The 16,721-nt window shown below is 42.9% G+C and carries 15 protein-coding genes; 5 read left to right on the top strand and 10 right to left on the bottom strand.

Annotation, left to right across the window (positions count from 1 at the left end; genetic code table 11):
- Positions 1 to 43 precede the first annotated feature (43 nt).
- Both BQ5321_RS04115 and BQ5321_RS04120 read right to left on the bottom strand, forming a co-directional pair.
- Positions 44 to 2,440 (bottom strand): EAL domain-containing protein, encoded by a 2,397-nt coding sequence (locus BQ5321_RS04115; RefSeq protein ID WP_071393332.1) that lies wholly within the window; start codon positions 2,438 to 2,440, stop codon positions 44 to 46.
- 359 nt (positions 2,441 to 2,799) lie between these two features.
- On the bottom strand, positions 2,800 to 3,306 hold the full coding sequence (locus tag BQ5321_RS04120; protein ID WP_071393333.1) for a CBO0543 family protein: 507 nt from the start codon (positions 3,304 to 3,306) through the stop codon (positions 2,800 to 2,802).
- Between the two features lie 349 nt (positions 3,307 to 3,655).
- On the opposite strand from BQ5321_RS04120, the gene BQ5321_RS04125 reads away from it, so the two are divergent.
- Positions 3,656 to 4,507: a patatin-like phospholipase family protein gene (locus tag BQ5321_RS04125; RefSeq protein ID WP_071393334.1), complete on the top strand. Its 852-nt coding sequence runs from the start codon at positions 3,656 to 3,658 to the stop codon at positions 4,505 to 4,507.
- A 219-nt stretch (positions 4,508 to 4,726) separates the two neighbouring features.
- Here the strand turns inward: BQ5321_RS04125 and BQ5321_RS04130 are convergent, their stop codons facing one another.
- The gene (locus BQ5321_RS04130; protein WP_071393335.1) at positions 4,727 to 5,596 is read right to left on the bottom strand and encodes an AraC family transcriptional regulator; all 870 of its coding nucleotides are present in this window, start codon (positions 5,594 to 5,596) and stop codon (positions 4,727 to 4,729) included.
- A 732-nt stretch (positions 5,597 to 6,328) separates the two neighbouring features.
- Here BQ5321_RS04130 and BQ5321_RS04135 point away from each other — a divergent pair.
- On the top strand, positions 6,329 to 7,087 hold the full coding sequence (locus BQ5321_RS04135; RefSeq protein ID WP_071393336.1) for a DUF2935 domain-containing protein: 759 nt from the start codon (positions 6,329 to 6,331) through the stop codon (positions 7,085 to 7,087).
- A gap of 263 nt (positions 7,088 to 7,350) precedes the next feature.
- Here the strand turns inward: BQ5321_RS04135 and BQ5321_RS04140 are convergent, their stop codons facing one another.
- The gene (locus tag BQ5321_RS04140; protein WP_071393337.1) at positions 7,351 to 7,800 is read right to left on the bottom strand and encodes a DUF5946 family protein; all 450 of its coding nucleotides are present in this window, start codon (positions 7,798 to 7,800) and stop codon (positions 7,351 to 7,353) included.
- Positions 7,801 to 7,993: 193 nt separating this feature from the next.
- On the opposite strand from BQ5321_RS04140, the gene BQ5321_RS24360 reads away from it, so the two are divergent.
- Positions 7,994 to 8,317, top strand: a complete 324-nt coding sequence (locus BQ5321_RS24360) for a hypothetical protein (RefSeq protein WP_071393338.1) — start codon at positions 7,994 to 7,996, stop codon at positions 8,315 to 8,317.
- 92 nt (positions 8,318 to 8,409) lie between these two features.
- On the opposite strand, the gene BQ5321_RS04150 is transcribed toward BQ5321_RS24360, so the two are convergent.
- The 3 genes from BQ5321_RS04150 to BQ5321_RS04160 form a co-directional block, all read right to left on the bottom strand.
- The gene (locus tag BQ5321_RS04150; protein WP_071393339.1) at positions 8,410 to 8,868 is read right to left on the bottom strand and encodes a CBO0543 family protein; all 459 of its coding nucleotides are present in this window, start codon (positions 8,866 to 8,868) and stop codon (positions 8,410 to 8,412) included.
- Positions 8,869 to 9,108: 240 nt separating this feature from the next.
- Complete coding sequence (locus tag BQ5321_RS04155; RefSeq protein ID WP_071393340.1) at positions 9,109 to 9,615, bottom strand: CBO0543 family protein; 507 nt, start codon at positions 9,613 to 9,615, stop codon at positions 9,109 to 9,111.
- Between the two features lie 901 nt (positions 9,616 to 10,516).
- A complete protein-coding gene (locus tag BQ5321_RS04160; RefSeq protein WP_071393341.1) occupies positions 10,517 to 11,119 on the bottom strand; it encodes a TetR/AcrR family transcriptional regulator in 603 nt (200 codons plus the stop codon).
- 133 nt (positions 11,120 to 11,252) lie between these two features.
- On the opposite strand from BQ5321_RS04160, the gene rph reads away from it, so the two are divergent.
- On the top strand, positions 11,253 to 13,874 hold the full coding sequence (gene rph, locus BQ5321_RS04165; RefSeq protein ID WP_071393342.1) for a rifamycin-inactivating phosphotransferase: 2,622 nt from the start codon (positions 11,253 to 11,255) through the stop codon (positions 13,872 to 13,874).
- An 89-nt stretch (positions 13,875 to 13,963) separates the two neighbouring features.
- Here the strand turns inward: rph and BQ5321_RS04170 are convergent, their stop codons facing one another.
- The 3 genes from BQ5321_RS04170 to BQ5321_RS04180 are packed head-to-tail and all read right to left on the bottom strand — an operon-like array spanning position 13,964 to position 15,698.
- Positions 13,964 to 14,257 carry a hypothetical protein gene (locus tag BQ5321_RS04170; protein WP_071393343.1) on the bottom strand — a complete coding sequence of 98 codons (294 nt, stop codon included), beginning with the start codon at positions 14,255 to 14,257 and terminating at the stop codon, positions 13,964 to 13,966.
- Positions 14,239 to 15,222: an anti-sigma factor C-terminal domain-containing protein gene (locus BQ5321_RS04175; RefSeq protein ID WP_071393344.1), complete on the bottom strand. Its 984-nt coding sequence runs from the start codon at positions 15,220 to 15,222 to the stop codon at positions 14,239 to 14,241. The genes BQ5321_RS04170 and BQ5321_RS04175 overlap by 19 nt, the downstream gene beginning before the upstream one ends.
- Positions 15,222 to 15,698 (bottom strand): sigma-70 family RNA polymerase sigma factor, encoded by a 477-nt coding sequence (locus tag BQ5321_RS04180; RefSeq protein WP_071393345.1) that lies wholly within the window; start codon positions 15,696 to 15,698, stop codon positions 15,222 to 15,224. Before BQ5321_RS04180 ends, BQ5321_RS04175 begins: the two co-directional genes overlap by 1 nt.
- Positions 15,699 to 16,245: 547 nt before the next feature.
- Here BQ5321_RS04180 and BQ5321_RS04185 point away from each other — a divergent pair.
- Positions 16,246 to 16,473: a hypothetical protein gene (locus tag BQ5321_RS04185; RefSeq protein ID WP_071393346.1), complete on the top strand. Its 228-nt coding sequence runs from the start codon at positions 16,246 to 16,248 to the stop codon at positions 16,471 to 16,473.
- Positions 16,474 to 16,721 lie beyond the last annotated feature (248 nt).

A 16,721-nucleotide genomic window follows, 5' to 3' on the forward strand; every position in this document is an offset into this window, starting at 1 on the left:
CCCGCCATTGGCGGGTTTTTCTTGGGGTATTTATTCATATAGATTATATGCATACAGCCTGACTTCTTGTTAATAGTTCTTCTATTTCCATCAGGGCTAAGGGTTTGCTAAAGTAATACCCTTGGGCGGCATGACAGTGATGCTGCTGCAGAAATGCCAGCTGTTCCATGGTTTCGACGCCTTCGGCAATGACCTGCAGATGCATGTGCTTGGCCATGGAGAGAATGGTTTGCACGATGGAGGCATCACTGCTGCTGTGGGGCAGTTCCTGGATAAAGGATTGGTCAATTTTGAGTGTATGAATCGGCAGCTTTTTCAAATATTGCAGCGAGCTGTAGCCTGTCCCAAAGTCATCAATGCTGAGCCGGACTCCCATATCAAACAGCTCCTGAACCACATGGGAAGCGTAGCTACTGGCAAACGGAATATTTTCGGTAATCTCCAGCTCCAGATAGTTGGGATCCATTCCCGTTTCGTCGATAATCCGCCGAACGTGGGTCAGGTATTGCTCATCCATGAACTGATTAATCGAAACATTTACCGCCATTGTCAACGGTGGGAGGCCTTGTTCCTTCCAAGTCCGCCATTGCCGGCAGGATGTCTCGAGAATCCATACTCCCATCGGAATAATAAGGCCGGTCTCCTCGGCAACCGGAATAAATTGCTGCGGAGAAATAATCCCCTTCGAAGGATGCTTCCACCTCACCAAGGCCTCCACCCCGGTAATCTGACCTGTCTCGATTTGAACAAACGGCTGATAGACAAGGAAAAATTCCTGCCTTTCGACTGCAAAGCGAAGGTCTCTTTCCAAATGCAGCATGGCAGCCGTTCCCGCCGTCAGGGAGGAATGATAGACTGCAAAGCGGTTCCGCAGCGCCTTTTTCGCTGAATACATCGCAGTATCGGCCCGTTGAATCAAGAGGTCGGCCTCCTCGCCGTGGTCAGGAAACAGACTGACACCAATACTAGAAGTCACAATCAGCTCTTGATCTTGAATTTTTGTCACCTGTTGCAGCGATTCAAGCAGGTCCTTTGCCAGCTTGGCCGCTTTATTCTGACTAGTATTCGGGACAAAAAGGAGAAATTCATCCCCGCCCTGCCTGCACAAAATACCAGAATCCCCAACGCAGGTGCGAAGTCTGGCAGCCGTTTGCCGCAGTAGCAAATCACCGACAGAGTGACCGAAGGAATCATTAATCAGCTTAAAACGATCTAAATCGAGAAAGAGAATCGCCACCTGCTCCTCTTTTTGCTTCGCCTCCTCGAGAGTGTCATTCAGCTGCTTGTAAAAATAACGGAAATTCGGCAGACCGGTTAAATAATCATGATAGGCTAAATACTCAGCCTGTTGAATCGATTTTTTCAGCTGCAAATTCTTGTTTCGCAGCGCAACCGTACGGTCATGGACACTCTGCTCCAGATCCTTGTTCAACTCAGTCAGCTGTCCAAGCAGCCTTCTGTTCTCGGCCAACGTGTAAATCTGCCGACAAAGAATCAGCACAATGGCAATAATGGAGCCAATCGTCATGCTGTTAAAGCCCTTTTCCTGAAAAACAGTCAAAAGAAACAGCAGAAGTACACCAAAATACGGCATCACCAAACGCGGTGACAGGGCATAGGCGCCCCAGCTAGTGGTTTTTCCTATCCTTTGTGGACCCGGCATGGGCAGAAGCGCCTTACCTGTACCGAAAAAGCTCGAGAGCCCCACCAATAGCAACCCGACGGCCCACAGGAGCTCAACTGGATGTCCAGTGTAATAGCTGCCATTCGTGATCAGTGATAAATACACCGTGTCGGCCAGTAGAAAATGGAATATACCTAAGGAAATAAACCAAAACACCTGCGGCTGATATTTCGTTCGACCGGTATAATATAAGCATAGAAGTCCGAAAAGGACGATTAAATCACCAATCGGATAACTAATACCCATCAGCTTATCTAATATCTCAGGGTTAAGCGAATCGTTTAGAAGCGGTAGGAACAAAAACTCCCAGCTCGAGAAGAACGCTACTACAAATATGATACTTGCATCATAAAGGATATGATTGACGCGTAAGGTTTTACGGTTCTGGATAATTAGATACATAAAGGCCGTGAACAATAACACATTCATCAGGTTCCAGAAAATATCAGCGATAGTTGGGAACGGGTCGATGATATGTAAAATAATCTCGTAACAGCTCCAAATAAGCATAGCAACAGCAAAGCTAAGCGTAGCAAGAGCAAGAAATAACCAAAACCTCCGGTCACTGCTCTTTTCAATTGAATACCGCTGATACAACCAATAAGAAGAGATAAGCGGGATAATCGTTTGGAAAAAATCCGAAATGAATAAGAGCATCCATTCATTTTTCCAATATAGAAAATTTAGGATGATATTGACAATTAATAAAAAAGTGGAAAACGCGATCGCCCTGCTGCGTGCCGTTAAATTCCTCATATATATCCCCTTTTGTATGGCATAAACCAAGAACAAATAACAGTATAAAAACAGTTAGTAAAATCATTAGTATTATTTTACTATAAAATATTCCTCCGTTTTATACTCAATTTGAAAAATTAGCCGAATTATTGCAGCTTTAAAGAGGAAAAAAGAAAAAGCATTCCTACCCAAGTAGAAATGCCGTACAAATGCTGTGTCATCGCTGGTGTCATATCGCTTGGTCGTTGGTGTCTGATATGGTGTCAGGCACCGCGTATGGATAGTCTCTGCTTAAAGTGGACACTCCCCAGGGTTTTCATCAGGATACTTATTGATGTAGGTCTATCATATCCAGTAACTTCATCCCAAACAAAGAGCTATGAAAGGCTATTTTCAACAGCACCCTCTTTATTGACACGGCGTATAAGTGCCATGAGTCCTCTAACAAGCCAAAAAGTCAGTGTAAGGGTATAGAAGCTTACTTTTGAGCTCCATCCACGGCTGTATTTCACCAATTGGGTATTTTTTTCAAGCCAATCCTCAATGATGCTCATTGGAAAGCTGATGAAAAAAACCTTGATAAGGATGCCCACTAAGCTTGAGTGCTTGGTCAATTGATTATAGTACACACAGGCTATTGGAAATAAGAGATAATTAAATAACACGCTCGTATTGAAATGATGGACTAAATTCACTGGATATCTCACATAGCCTTTTTTATTCAAAATCGTATCGACAAAGGTAGAAATGTAGCTTTTTATGAAAAAGACAAGTAACCATTCATTCATATCCTTTACGGGTTTTCTCCTGACAAGCGGGACGAAAAGTATAAATCCAAAAATAAATAAAGCTCTCAATAAAAATACTTCAGATTTCCTGCTCAAGCAATCACCACATTTTTCAGTATGTATGCGGTTATTTTATCCTAAAAAAAGTTATTTATGTTAAATTCCAATCGGACATCCCCAGAAACACATTGAAGCGACCTCAACGCAAAAATGATACAATATTAGAAACCAGAACATGCTGAGAAGAACACACTAATACATTAAAGCGCTGGGGGACAGTCCCCCAGCAGAGCATTGCGTTAAAGCATTGGGGGACAGTCCCCCAACAGAGTAATGCGTTAAAGGACTGGGGGACTGTCCCCTAGTAGTCCCCCATTATGGTAGAACATGTTGAGAAGAACTAATTGGCCACTAATCATCCTGAGTGGCGGCAAAAGGAGATCATATGCAAAATATAGGTTTAATTTTAGAAGGCGGAGGCAGCAGAGGCGTTTACACAGCCGGGGTTCTTCGCTATCTGATGAAAGAAAATATATATTTTCCGTATACCATTGGTGTATCGGCCGGGGCCTGCAATGGATGTTCATATATTTCCCGTCAGGCTGAGCGAAATAAACAGGTGAATATTGACCTGGTCAATCATCCTGAATATCTATCACTAAGGAATTTGGTTAAAAATGGACAGCTGTTTGGAATGGATTTTCTGTTTGATAAGGTACCTAATCAATTGGTCCCGTTTGACTATCAAACCTTTAATGAGGCGGAGGAGGAGTTTGTCGTCGGAACAACCGATTGCATTACGGGCGAGCCGGTTTTTTATAAAAAGTCAGCTTATGCAAAGGACATGCTCACGCTGCTGCGGGCATCAAGCTCCCTACCGGTCTTTGCCCCAGTCGTTCCCTTTGAAGAACGTGTCTTGATGGACGGCGGAATTGCAGACCCCATTCCAATCAAGCAGTCCATAAAAGATGGAAATCAGAGAAATGTCATAGTTCTCACAAGAAACCGAGGTTATTATAAAAAGCCTCAATCGTTCAGCGGCTATATTCGCAAAAAATATCAGGAATACCCAGGCTTGGTGCAGGCCTTAGAAAACCGTCACAAGGTATACAACGAAACCCTGCAATATATATTTGACGAAGAGAAAAAAGGAAATGTCCTAGTCGTGTGCCCATCCGAAAAACTAACCGTCGGCCGCGTCGAAAAAAACAAGAGAAAACTAACCGCGCTCTACCAACAAGGAACCCAAGACATCCAAAACCTAGCCCAACCCTTAAAAGAATTCATAACACAATGAAGCATTAAAGCGATGGGGGACAGTCCCCCATTAGAGCACTGCGTTAAAGCATTGGGGGACTGTCCCCCAATAGGGTAATGCGTTAAAGCATATCTTGATTTAAAGCTTGTTGAACGTTAATTAGACCAGTCATATCTCGTGACTGGTCTAATTGATTATAGAGAATATTATTTTTGTTGCGGAATGCTCCTGTTTGAAATAGATTCATGATCCCATTATTTATTTGCTGCCTTTTTCCTTTACGGCTACCCAAATTTCGCTATAGACATTTTCATATGTCCCGGTATGCTTTGTAAAGGAAATGCCTGGTAAATTGACTAGTTCATAGTCGGACGATGGCAGCCATTCGGAATAGATTTTTGCTGTTGTTTCTTGCATCGTAGAAGGGAATGGGCCTTGATTTGGGAAAATCGCCCATAAGCTTTCGTCAATAGTAATCTGCTCCAAATCATCGAATGGATTGTCTTTGGTTGTGGCAAAGCCAATCATATGCGTTAAGTTTCCCTTTTCCTCCAGGTACCCTTCGTCAAAATCATAGGATACATTCAATACCTGCTGAGGATATAAGTCAGCTAATTGATGCATTTCCTTTCTCTGCTGCTCAGTAATCGTCTGGGCAAGCTCGAGGATCGCATTATTTACACCCTCGAATTGGATTGGTACTCTTTTTGAAACACCCACTATATTAAACTTCTCTTTTTTCTCAACTTTGAATTCCATAGATATTCCTCCTCTTATATCGATAAAAAATGTAAACTTGGGAAATGATTTTTGGATTTTGTTTTTAGCTACCTCGGATGGTAAAAAACCACTCCATTCCCGAAAGGCCCGCGAAAATCCTTCTATTGATTGATAGCCATATTTATAGGCAATGTCTGTCACCTTTGCACCATGGATTAACTCAACATTTGCCTGTGATAATCGTCTATTTTTGATATACTCATTCAACGTCATGCCCGCCATATACGAGAACATTCTTTTAAAATGATAATCAGATACGCCGACAATCCTTGAAATATTCTTCCCGGAGATTTCTTCCGTCAAATGCACCTCAATATAATCCATCAACTGATTGAATTCCTGTAACATTCATTTCCCTCCTTCACAACTACATAATAGCCTTAATAATCATGATTCACTCGATAATTTAGATACGGACTTTATCGGAGGTAGATTTTTTAAAAAAAAGATACTTCAACCCTCGATTTAAAATCTCTTTTATAAAATAGTTCTATTAACCATGAATGTTGATTTTCGTTCCAGGCACTTCGCTTTCCTGCAGGCGACCGCCGAGTTGACTCAGGCTGCGGGGTCTCGACAGCCTCGTTTCTCTCCCGCGGAGGTCTGCATGCCTTCCACTACAATCAATCTGCTTAAAAAGTAAACATTGTACTTTTAACTTCATTCAGCAAATGCTTTTTGTACCGAAAGCTTGCGACAGGTACAGAAGTCCTCCACTTCTACAAGTGGGGGATGAATGCAAACTGTACTTCGATTCAGTGGGGGTTCAAACCCCGGCTGAATGAAGTTAAGCCTCCGGCGGATGTCACGGATTTTTTTAGGGGTAATTTATCGAACGAGCTCAGGTAATCCGGACGCAAATTCGACGGGCGAATTTGATCACAGCAAAAAAATCGACCCACCATCCATAAGTCCAAAATAGTTAATGATCGTATCAGTTTCGCTAAAAACCATAGATGATAGGTTGTCATGAAGCCTTGTCTAAACAACACCCTTTCTCCTCCAACAAAAATGACGACTAAATCCGTCCACTCTCGAATAAATTGATACGAAGTCATCAAAAAGGAGTTGGAGTTTCATTTGAGTAATTATGTAGACGCTGCCGTATTTGAGCATCAATTTTGGCTCCGGGTGCTGGGAGACCACTCGCGATTTATTCATGATTCGCTGTACCCTTCACAAAAGGAGGATATCGCAAAGGCACTTCATTTTATCCAGCAATTTGATCAGCTCCTAGCCCAGGTGAATCAGTTGAATGAGGGGAATGCCGTAGCCTTTGCTTTGACAGTGGAGAGTGCTGTTAAACCGCTGAAGACCTTCAAGCTTTCCATCATTGCCAGGCATCTAAAAGGTCAAATGGGGATCCACCTTACGCCCACCTTCATCAACCACATGGTCAACGAGCTTGAAGAATACCAGTGTGTCCTAGGCTATTTAAAAGAAGGAAAAGCACCACCGGTTTTTCATGAGCTTCACCATCATTTAGTGTGGCTGGTTGACGCAGCCGGCCATGCGAACGCCATCAATGACCAGATGGACGGAGTGGAAAAAAGGCTGAAGAAAAAAAGCAAGGCCTTCACCAAGCACTTCGAGCAATTTTATCTAAAAGCGGTGGAATTAACCGGGTATCTGCGCACCAATATTCAATCCTTTCCTGCCCTGAATCGATTCACAGAGAACGTTGAGGTGGAAATGAAATTATTTATGACCTTTTTAAAAGAATTAGAGGAAATGGAATTAAGCGCAGAGGTGCTTAGTACCTTTACTCCCTCGATGGCTGACCATATGTATAGGGAGGAGCAATACTATTTAACAAAGCTGGCGGAGTCCTCAAGGTAGCTGAAGCTAGATGGCTACCACGAGCTTAAATCTATTCATTGACCTGTTCAAAGTCTCCCTTTTTTATTAATAGGTTGAAGAGGCTTGTTCGGTTTGCCACACCGACTCGCGTCGCTTAGTCTGGACATATAGGGCTATACAAGCCCACGTCTTTAGGTGTGTGGTTGATGATAGGCATAAAGGCTTAGAGTGATTTCACATCTAAGTCTTTTTTTGTATTATCTTAGCGTACAACGGACTCTGTAGTTGAAAAGCACACTAGATTAAGATTCTAATTCCGTTCTAACCTGCTCCTTCCATCTTTTTATTTTGCTTATCGCATTTTCCTCTCCACTTATATAGATATCTTCAATTGTCATCGACCAATTTTTATAGATACGTTTTCTTTTGTTATTGGGTAGGGGATTGGTGATTTTATCTATTTTTACAAGGAGTTCTCGATTCTTTCTAAGAATATAATCCGTTGGCCACTCATGATCATACGCTTCAGTGAACAAATTCACCATGAGTTGATACCCTTCTTTAGTATAGTTAGAGGGATGTTGAATCATATAACAAGAAACAAGCCAAAAATGTAAAGCATATAATTCTGGGTCATTATGCTCCCAAACCAGAGGAAATTGAAACATCTCGTAGCAGGAAAATCCATCTGTTTCCTTCGCCCCACATTCCATACATTTTCTATCTTTCATCATTGTGTTATTGTCGACCATGATAGACTCATGCCTCCGTATAAATAAATTTACCTTTTCAATATTACACTCTTACGTAACGTAAGAGTCAACATCTTATTCAATGATTCTGCGTTAGCGCATTACCAAATTAATTCCAATTTTCCTCTAAAGAGCCCTTACCGTTTCTGAACAGTCTAATAAGATATAGAGACCGTCAGAAAGGAGTGATTTCATGCTACACAAACATCATCATCACCATGATGAGAATCCTGAAAAGGAACACGACAAAAAGAAGGATAAGAAGATGGGGCTGGAAAAAGACAAGAAAAAGGATGAAAAGAAAGGCAAAGACAAAGGCAAAGGTAAGGACAAAGACAGAAGTAAGGATAAAGACAGAAGTAAGGATAAAGACAAAGATAAAGACAAAGACAAAGATAAGGATAAAGATAAAAGTAAGGACAAAGACAAAAACAAAAACAAAGACAAAAACAAAAACAAAAACAAAAACAAAAACAAAAACAAAGACAAAAACAAAGACAAAAACAAAGACAACTAACCCGAAAACAGTGTAATAAATTCCCCATCAATATAGGAATTGGCGTCCACCAAGAAGGGTACAATTCACCACCTGATTCGTACCCTTCTTTGCTATCCTAATTCTTTACCAGTTAACCTCCGAACCAGCTTTAGGTTCAGATAAAGAATGTAAAAAATAATCGGATAAAGCATGGCGGAATACCAGAGCTTCCAGGTTGTATAGTAAAAAAAGCTAGTTTGCACGGATATCCATTCAAAGGTGACCGAAAACAAGGTCCAGCAAAGGATATAAACCAGCTTTACTTTATTGCCTTTATGAAAAGGGAAATAATTTAAAAACAACGTGTTGACCGCTGGATACATCAGAAATTGGGCAATGAGTCCGCTAAATTGCAGTCCTTCTGAAAAAAAACCATACAGGTTGAGTAATATATCTAAAATAGAGTCCGTTGTTCTGCCAAATACCATGGAAAAAAAGCAGGTAGCGTAGATTTCCAGCCTCGTTAACCTCTTCGGCATCACAATCGCAAAGATATTCATCGCAATTAGACAAATAAAGATAAAGATCATGTTGAAGTCAACTACTTTCAGTAATAGATTTACCTTTTAGTCCAAGATCAAATTCGCCCCGCCGAATTTGCGTCCGGATTACCTGAGCTTGCTCGATAAATTACCCATAAAAATCCGTGACATCCGCCGGAGGCTTAACTTCATTCAGCAGGAGTTTGAAACTCTGCTGAATCGAAGGACCATTTGCATTCATCCTCCACTTGTAGAAGTGGAGGATGAATGCTGAATGAAGTTAAACTTCTACTTAAAATCACTCATTTTTACCCCAAAAATGGTTAGTAAAGAAATCACAATAATAATTGAAAGTAGCCAGGCCACTGGAGGGCGTTTGTGGTGCAACGGTAAAATCATAAAGATAATGCCTGTAAATATAACAGACCACCAAAAATTCCAGCCATTGTGGTACGTGATAAATCCAAGCCTATAATTAAAGTACTCAGCAGCCAAATAAATTCCTGACCACAGCACAAACCAAATGGACCGTTTGATCCAGCTTTCCGGAAAACGCCCAAGATAAATGAGGACAGTGACAGAATAGGTTACCACCATCGCTAACAGAGTAATCAACGTGTGATTCGGCAGAATCAGGTCATGAAAGAGCCACATTGACTTTTGGTAGAGTAGAAAATTATATAAAAAATCCCCGAGGATGAGGAAAAGAATCGTCGGATAGTACGTTTTCCAATTTCTCCAATCGCCCCATAGATAGCCTGCAATGACATAGAGGGCGTTGATGAGTAAATACATATCATCATTCCTTTTAGGTAGTATTCCTATAATTTGTGGGAATGTGATAATTTATTCGTTAGTCTAGCGGCTATAAAGAGAATCAACACCATCAAAAGGTCATTTGCTCATATGCTCACAAGACGTATCATATAATAGACACTTAATTTTCAAAATGTTTAGTCTACAAATAGGTTATCATTAGAAAGAGATTCATAAATAGTCAAATAGGGGGTAAAAATATGTTATCTAATATAGGAATGCCAGGTTTTGTGCTGGCGTCTAACTTCATTCAGCAGAAGTCCTCCACTTCTATAAATGGGAGATGAATGCAAATGGTTCTTCGATTCAGTGAGGGTTCAAACCCTGGCTGAATGAAGTTAAGCCTCCGGCGGATGTCTCGGATTTTTAAAGGTAGTTTATCGAGCGAGCTCGATAAAAATCCGGACGCAAATTCGACGAGCGAATTTGATTTTCATTTTCCTGTTAATTTTTTTACTTGTCTTGTATCTTGTGATTTCATCAGCCGTCAAGACTGGGATTAATAAGTCTGTAGTGGGCCAATTGATTGAAAAAAAATACGGCAGTAAAGAGGAGATACTATCATTTCTTGATCGTGATTTAGATAACGACAAATAACAAGGTGTAGAAGGACATGCATTGGCTCTACTATTAAGTGGGCATACTTCAGAAGGTGGGATGATTAGAACTTTAAAAAATCATCTATCTAAGATGAATCTATATATATATTATAGAACAAACGTTCTGATTGTGCAACCGTTAAGCACCATCTATTACCAACACTCAGCCCAACTAGTTACGGGCTTCAGACAGCATTTTCCCAGCTAGAGAGTTTCACGCAAACCAAAAGCCCTTAAGACCAATTAAACTCAGTCCTCAAGGGCTTTTTGCACAAAGAAAGCTATTCGAAACCCCCGGCTTCCTTCCCCAAAATTCCATACAAGGTCAGCTTCAAAATTCCCTTCTTATATTCAGGACTCGACTGAAGAAAATCGGACTCCTGCAGGATGGAAATGGTCGCCAAGAAATAGTCCAGAATCGCCTCGTCGGGAATCTCACGATCAATCGCGCCTTCCTTTTTTCCAAGCTCGATAAATTGTATATAGAGGGCCTTCGCCTTCGTATCGGCTACCTCCTGAAAGACCTGCTGTAAAGCCTTGTCCTCCCAGGCGTGCTGGCTAATATAGGAGCCGCTTACCTCAAGAATCGCCTCGTTTTTCCGCTCTAAAATCAGCTTGAGCTTTTGTGAAAAAGGAAGCTTACGCGCCAAAATGTCCTCATAGCTCTTCATATACTCGTCGACAAAGGAGCGAAGCACCTCTTTCGCCAGGGCATTCTTATCGCCAAAATAATTATAAATCGATACCTGCGAAACGCCTGCGTTTTTCGCAATCTCACTGATACTGACATCGGTGATTCCCCTCTGGGTAAATAGCTCACGCGCCGTCTCGATAATCGACTCCTTCTTTTTAGTGGTTCGTTTTTCATAACCATTCATCTTCATCACCTTCTCCTATCATACCACGGTTTTGAAATTATATAATATAGATTTCAAAACTTGTTGACACCCCAAACCTCCAGCTATATTATGAAATCAACAAATTGATATTTCAAAACTTCAACATGGGGGTTTACACATGAAGCCTTATATTTTACCTTTTTCAGAAATAGATCAGTCAAAGCTTATGGAGGTTGGCGGTAAAGGCCTAAATCTCGGTGAGCTATCAAGAATAGAAGGATTACAGATTCCGGACGGCTTCTGTGTGACAACGGAAGCCTACAGAAAAGCGATTGAGCATCATATCGAATTAGAGAATTTGTTTGAGCAACTAAGCGTATTAAAAGCGGAGGACAGGGAGCAAATTTCAGCGATAAGTAAAAGCATTCGTTCCACCATCGAAAATCTTAAGCTGTCCCAGGCTGTGGAGCTGGCAATCAAACAAGCGCTTGTTTTATTGGGGGAGGATGAGACGTTTGCCATCCGCTCGAGTGCGACGGCGGAGGATTTACCACACGCCTCCTTTGCCGGGCAGCAGGATACGTATTTAAATATCCTGGGGGAGAAAGAGGTGCTTCGCCATGTCATCAAGTGCTGGGCCTCCCTTTTTACAGATCGCGCCGTTACCTATCGAATCCAAAATGGCTTTGACCATCGGAAGGTCCTGCTGTCTGTTATCGTGCAAAAAATGGTCCTGTCCGATGCCTCGGGGATTATGTTTACCGCCGACCCGATGACCTCTGACCGAAGGACCCTGACAATTGATGCGGGTTACGGGCTTGGCGAGGCACTCGTTTCAGGCCTGGTGAATCCGGATGTCTATAAGGTTCAAGATGGCATCATCTCGGAAAAAAAGCTCGGGACGCTGGAAATGGAAATCAGACCACTTGCCGGCGGGGGAACGCAGGAAGTCAAACGGGGAAAGAGCAGTCAGCAGGTTCTGAGCGACAACCAAATCAAGCAGCTGGCGGAAATCGGGAAGAAAATCGAGGCCCATTTTGGCTCGCCACAGGATATTGAGTGGTGCTTCGTGCAAAATGAATTTTATATGGTACAAAGCCGTGCGATTACGACCCTGTTTCCGTTGCCGGATACCAAAGGGCAGCAGACGCCCCGTGTTTATATGTCGATTGGGCATACGCAGATGATGACAGCTGCCATCAAGCCCCTCGGGATGTCTTTTTTCGAGATGATTTCAGATACGTCATTGGAGCGGGCAGGCGGCAGGCTTTTCGCCGATATCACGCACGACCTCTCGTCTAAGCTGGGCCGTACCCGCCTCTTGGCAGCAACGGGACAGCAGGACCCCTTCATTCAAGGGGCGCTTCACACGCTTATTGATGACAAGGAATTCATGAAGTCCCTGCCAAAGGGCAAACGGAATGTGAAAGGGGGCATTTTCACCGCCGCATCGATGAAGGAAACGGTGAAAATCTATCGCCGAAATGACCCAACCATTTTGCAGGGCATTCTCGACTCTTTTGAAAAAGAACTAACCGACATAGATAAACAGCTTTCCGAGCTCTCAGGTGTGCAGGCCTTACAGTTTATCGAGGCTGATCGCGAGCGTTTGCTCGAGATGGCCTATAACCCAACCCTCCTCGGAGCGATTATCTCGGCGATTCTCGCCAACAATTATTTAAATAAACAGCTTGAAAAATGGCTAGGTGAATCCAATGCAGCGGACGCTCTTTCCAAATCACTTGACCATAATATTACGACGGAAATGGGGCTGGCTCTCGGGGATATCGCGGATGTGCTTCGCGAGTATCCAGAGGTGCTAGCATACCTTTCCACTGAACCGAGGGAGGAGGACTTTTTTGAAAAAATGGCCATGCTCCCTGGTGGCGAAGAGGTCAGGGAGGCCTTCGGCACGTTCATGGGAAAATTCGGGATGCGCTGCCCAGGAGAAATCGACATCACGAAGGCCCGTTTTGCGGAAAAACCAACCCAGCTGTTTCCCGTTCTCTTGAACAATATTTCGGTACTAGAGCCAGGCGAGCATCGCAGGAAATTCGAGGCAGGGAAGCTCGCGGCAAAGCAGAAGGAGGAGGAGCTCCTGCAGCGCTTGAGCAGGCTTGATGGCGGGAATAAGAAGGCAAAAAAGGTCATGAAGCGCATCAGCGTGCTTCGCCATTTTGCCGGTTACCGTGAAGAGCCAAAGTATTATATCGTCCGCCGTTATCAGGTGTATAAGAAGGCCCTGATGAAGGAAGCGGCAAGGCTCGTCGAGCAAGGGATTCTGAAACAGAACGAGGACCTTTTCTATCTGTATTTCGATGAGCTCCTACAGGTCGTGAAAACCCAGCAGCTCGACTATTCGAAGCTGGAACAAAGGAAAGAGGACTATGCTCGTTTTGAAAAACTAACCCCTCCGCGCGTGCTGACCTCCGATGGGTATATTCCGAGCGCCAGCCACGCGGGAAAAGATATTCCAGAGGGCGCCATCGTGGGGATTCCCGTTTCCACGGGAGTGGTCGAGGGTCGTGCCCGAGTTGTTTTATCCGTAGAGGAAGCAAAGCTGGAGAAGGGCGATATCCTGGTCACCCGCTTCACCGACCCAAGCTGGACGCCGCTTTTTGTCACCATCAGCGGGCTGGTGACGGAAGTAGGCGGCTTCACCACCCACAGCGCAGTCATCACCCGAGAATACGGCCTCCCTGGAGTCGTCGGAGTAGAAAATGCCACCAAACTCATTCAGGACGGCCAGCGAATCCGCATCGACGGCACAAAGGGGTATGTGGAGATATTGAATGGGTGATTAGCTATATTGGAAAAAAGACGGTATACAGAAGATTTAGCAGAGGATAAAGGGATTTCTCGTCCCTTTATCCAGCTTCTTTCCTTACATCACGGGAAAGGTGTAACCGCCCAACCAAGCACAAACATAACGACAACAAAGGCTCCTAAATAGACGCCAATCCCTAAGCCCCACAAGCCAAGGGAGCGGCTGTTTTTGTTAAAAATGGAAACCACTCCGGAAATCAGGGTAAGGGAAATCCAAAAAAAGATATCACCCACGATCGGGATATCGTAATTCCACAACAGGAAAATATTTAAAGTCACCAAGGAAACGAGTCCCATTATCACGCTTAGCCAGCCAATCGATAGAAAAATCCTTTGCTTCATCGGGCCCAATTCCATAATTTCACCTCACCTAGCTTCAAATAACGGACCATTTCTGAATTCTGTAGCTTCTCCACCTCAAGCTTTGGACCTGTCACAACGACACCGTAGGTTTTATAGCCATTTTTTTCAATAAAATCAATCCGCTCGGACAATTCGAGATTTTTATGTGAAGAAACTTTAATTGCGATATCCTCATAAGGTTTGATTTCCTTTAGCATTTTAAGGAAAGTCTCCTCATGTGAGTCGGAATCCCTGAAAGGCGACCAATAGGTTTGATCAGGTTGGACTGGGTAGCCAATGGGAGAGATGAGGTCCCCGTCCGCACTGACCATTTTTTCCTCAGTTCCGGTATAAATAGCAGCCCAGGTGACGTCTAGTTGTTTCATTTCACTCACGACTTCATCAACGGGATACAAATCCTTTAAAGAGAGATAGGCCTCGACAACCGTTTCCTCTGGCAGCCCGGATAGAACCTGCCACTCCTTCACGCTGTTAAATTCAACACTATTCTTCGGATGGGCTAACCATTGATTATTCTGCGTTGGGTATGTAGGATAAACCTTCTCTAATTTGGAATCGCTCTCGCTTTTGACAAGGTTATTCAGCACAAACTTTAAATCATAGTGCTTTGCTGGATAATATTCATCCCCAATCTGCTTGTATTGCTCGAAGGCTAGATTCATAGAAAATAAGGAAAAATCCATATCGAATTCCAGTTCCTCCAGAGTGGTGTTGGGCTCAGTGATGTAAAGTGTCTTACTAGCCACGTCCATTAAAGTAGTCGATTTAGTCCCAAACACATAATAGATATAGGTCAGCATATAGCAGGTTGGAACGATGAGCAGGAGTACCGTTAAGGTTGTCAGAATCAGCTTCCATTTCGAGGAAAATATCGCCCTTTTCAGCTTTTTCGCGCCATCGCTAGGTTGGGGCATCTCAGCCTGCTTCGCCTTTTCAATAAGCTTTTCATATGAATCCATTACGTATCCTCCTCCAAAAGTTTTCGCACCCTTTTACGCCCCCGAGCCAAATGGCTTTTAAACGTATTGAGTTTTAAATTTAAAATGCCTGCAGCCTGCTCATTCGTGCAATCATGCAAATCGCAAAGCAGGATGGCCTGTTTTTCCATCGGCTTAATACGGTCTAAATAGCCCAGTAGCTCCAAGAAAGAATCTTTTTCGATTAAAATATCCTCTGGTGTATGGGTATCAGCTTGAAAAAATTCATCCATTGTGACATAGCTTTTTTTCTTCCTAAATCGGTCAATGAATGTGTAATACGCTACTTTAAAAAGCCAGGGCTTTATCTCGGTAATTTCACTAGCAAGCAAGACGATGTGTGCCTTTGTAAAAGTATCCTGTACCAAATCCTCCGTTTCAAAATGATTACGGGTTAAGGAAAAAAGGTAGCGGTATAAGTCATTGAAATAAAGCGTATAGATTTGTTCAAGGTCCATTACTTCCCACCTTTCATTCTATCCACGTATCAATGGCATAAAAAGTTGCAGGAAAACGAAAATTTATTGCAACTTCTGTAGTAAGGTTTGATTGAAGCACGAAAAAGCGCAAACTACTATACATCGTACAACAAGAAGCTTAATTGAAGCATGAAAATAAGCATCCTGGTAAATATCCTACAACAATGTCCGAAAGATTGAACCGGCAAATATCGTAAATCCCGCTTAACCATAACCGTTAAGCCGGATTTAATCTAGGGTCGATTAACTGGAATATGCTATAGTAAAGTTACACAACGAGCCCCTAACGAGAATTCCCAGGTTAACTTCAATAGAGCATGCTTAAGCTTGGATTGGAATACAATGATCGTAAAGGCTTTATACATGCCAAATAGGCGATTCGCTATTTCGAAAAGGGCGATACTAGTGAGGCAGCTATTTTTCCGTAGAGGGAAAACAAATCCTTTTACGCAAAAAAAGAATCTTGAAACCTTACTTCAACAGAAACGTATATGTAAATAAATGGATGTCTATAAGGAGGATGCTGATGGGTCCTGCAATGGTTGCCTTCATTATAGTTGTGGCAGTTCTTGCTGACTACTTTTGGTTGGATAAGGATCGAAAAAGATGGGGCTGGATGAATAATTGGCCCAAGCTTAATAAGAGACTGTTCCTTTCCGGCTTAACTTCATTCAGCAAATGTTTTTGTAGTGAAAGCTTGCGACAGGTACAGAAGTCCTCCACTTCTACAAGTATGGGTTCAAACCCCGGCTGAATGAAGTTAAGCCTCCGGCGGATGTCACGGATTTTTTAAAGGTTGTTTATCGAGCGAGCTCGATAAAAATCCGGACGCAAATTCGACGGGCGAATTTGATTTTTGGTATCAGTATTGATTTATCTTGGCTTGAGCGCGATCTAACCTTTTTTCGAGGAAAAATCAGCAAATAGGAGGAGATGATTCCTTGGTCAACCTATTAGAAAACATATTCCAAGTGACCGCCATCCTACTACTCTTGTGCTCCA

This window comes from Bacillus tuaregi, from assembly GCF_900104575.1.
GTDB classification, from domain to species: domain Bacteria; phylum Bacillota; class Bacilli; order Bacillales; family Cytobacillaceae; genus Bacillus_BD; species Bacillus_BD tuaregi.